4 protein-coding genes are annotated in these 2,020 nt (G+C 68.6%); 1 reads left to right on the top strand and 3 read right to left on the bottom strand.

Features of this window, described 5'->3' with window-relative positions:
* The coding region (locus LQV45_RS28265) for an FAD-dependent oxidoreductase (protein ID WP_230010259.1) at nt 1-341 on the top strand (341 nt) is incomplete at its 5' end.
* Nucleotides 342-368: 27 nt separating this feature from the next.
* Here LQV45_RS28265 and LQV45_RS28260 read toward each other — a convergent pair.
* The 3 genes from LQV45_RS28260 to LQV45_RS28250 form a co-directional block, all read right to left on the bottom strand.
* The gene (locus tag LQV45_RS28260) at nt 369-890 is read right to left on the bottom strand and encodes a gamma carbonic anhydrase family protein (protein ID WP_223914204.1); all 522 of its coding nucleotides are present in this window, start codon (nt 888-890) and stop codon (nt 369-371) included.
* Nucleotides 891-993: 103 nt separating this feature from the next.
* Nucleotides 994-1,473 (bottom strand): class I SAM-dependent methyltransferase, encoded by a 480-nt coding sequence (locus LQV45_RS28255; protein ID WP_230010256.1) that lies wholly within the window; start codon nt 1,471-1,473, stop codon nt 994-996.
* 21 nt (nt 1,474-1,494) lie between these two features.
* The coding region (locus LQV45_RS28250) for a formyltetrahydrofolate deformylase (protein ID WP_230010254.1) at nt 1,495-2,020 on the bottom strand (526 nt) is incomplete at its 5' end.

Genomic DNA, 2,020 nt, shown 5'->3' with positions numbered 1-2,020 from the left:
GGGTGGACATCGCCAGCCACATCGTGGGCCAGCCGATCACGGTCTCCTGGGAGGCCGACCCCAACTTCATGGGCGCCTTCAAAGCCAACCTGCCGGGACACTACCGCTACCAGCAACGGCTCTTCACGCACTTCAAACAGGACGGGCTGCCGGCCGAACAGCGCGGGATCTTCCTCGCCGGCGACGACGTCTCCTTCACCGCCGGCTGGGCCGAGGGAGCCGTCACCACAGGGCTCAACGCCGTCTGGGGCGTGGTCAACCACCTCGGTGGCTCCACCCCCGCCGGGAATCCCGGACCGGGCGAGCTGCTCTCCGAGCTCGGGCCGATAGCCCTGGACTGAGCGGCGCCGGCCCCGGCGCCGGTTTCCTCAGGCGCTGTGAAGTTCGCGGTGCGCGCGTGCCAGTTCCTGATAGTGGGCGGCGTTGTGCTGGACACCGGCGAACTCCTCGTCGCTGAGCTCGCGCCGGACCTTGGCCGGAACGCCGGCCACCAGCGAGCGGGGCGGGATGACGGTGCCCTCGAGCACCACGGCACCGGCGGCGATGAGGGACCCGGCGCCGATCACGGCCCCGTTGAGGATGGTGGCGCTCATGCCGATCAGGCAGTCGTCCTCAACGGTGCAGCCGTGGACCACGGCGCTGTGGCCGACGCTGACCCGCGCACCGACGGTGCAGGGGAAGCCGGGGTCGGCGTGCAGCACCACGTTGTCCTGCAGGTTGCTGCCGGCGCCGACGGTGATGGCGGCGGTATCGGCGCGGACGCTGACACCGTAGAAGGCGCTCGAGTTCTCGGCCAGGGTGGCGTTGCCGATCACGGACGCCGTGGGCGCGACGAAGGCGGAGTCATGGACGGCCGGAGTGGTACCGGCGAATGCGTAGAGGGGAGCCATGCCTCCAGCCTAGGACACGCCCAATCCCCGTTGAGCTATCAGTTCTGGTTGCCATGGGCGCGGTTTAACCACCACAAGTGATAGCTCAACGGGAAAAGGAGTGTCAGGCGGGGGAGCGGAGCACCGTGAAGCCCTCGCCGCCCCACTCGCTCTCGCCACGCCACTCGCTCTCGCCGCGCGGGTCGGCCGAGGTGTGCGGGTCGCCTGAGCTGCGCGGTTCGGGTGCGGGGAGTACGACGGCGATCGGCGCGCCCGGTTCCGCCACCCGCCCGAGTTCGCGGACGACGTCGTCCCACTGTTCCGCAGGCAGGCCCGCCAGGGCGTCCACCGCCCACACTGAGGCAAACGCGGCATCGGCGAACGGCAGGGAGACCGGTCCGGCCACGGAGGCTTCCAGCCCGTGGGATCGGGCGATGTGGATGTTCTCCTCGGACTGGTCGACACCGGTGAAATGGATGCCGGACTGCACAAAGTGCAGCCCGTCGGCGCCCGGGCCGCAATCCAGGCCCAGCACGCCGTGCCGGCCCTCGTTCTTCAACAGCGCCACAAACGATTCGAGCCGGTCCCTGCGGGAGGATTCCATAGCTCCAGTTAATGACCGCTTCTAGTTAAAGACAACCGTCCGGTTGCCGTCGAGCAGGACGCGGTGCTCGGCATGCCACTGCACGGCCTGGGCGAGGGTCCGGCCCTCCACGTCGCGGCCCATCTGGACGAACTGCTCCGCGGTGCGCCGGTGGTCCACGCGGATGACTTCCTGCTCGATGATGGGCCCCTCATCCAGGGCCGCCGTGACGTAGTGCGCCGTGGCGCCGATGAGCTTCACGCCGCGGGCATGCGCCTGGTGGTAGGGCTTGGCACCCTTGAAGGAGGGCAGGAACGAGTGGTGGATGTTGATGGCCTTGCCCGTCAGTTCGGTGCAGAGCTCGTCCGAGATGATCTGCATGTACCGGGCCAGGACGGTGAGCTCGATGTCGTGTTCCTTCATCAGGACCCGGAGGGCGTCCTCGGCCTGGACCTTGGTGTCCGGGGTGACCGGGATGTGGTGGAACGGGATGCCGTAGAACTCCGCCAAACCCTCGAGGTCGCGGTGGTTGGCCACGATGGCCGGAATGTCGATCGCCAGGGTTCCG

It is taken from the genome of Microbacterium sp. Bi128, assembly GCF_918698205.1.
This window is presented reverse-complemented; position numbering and strand designations above follow the sequence as displayed.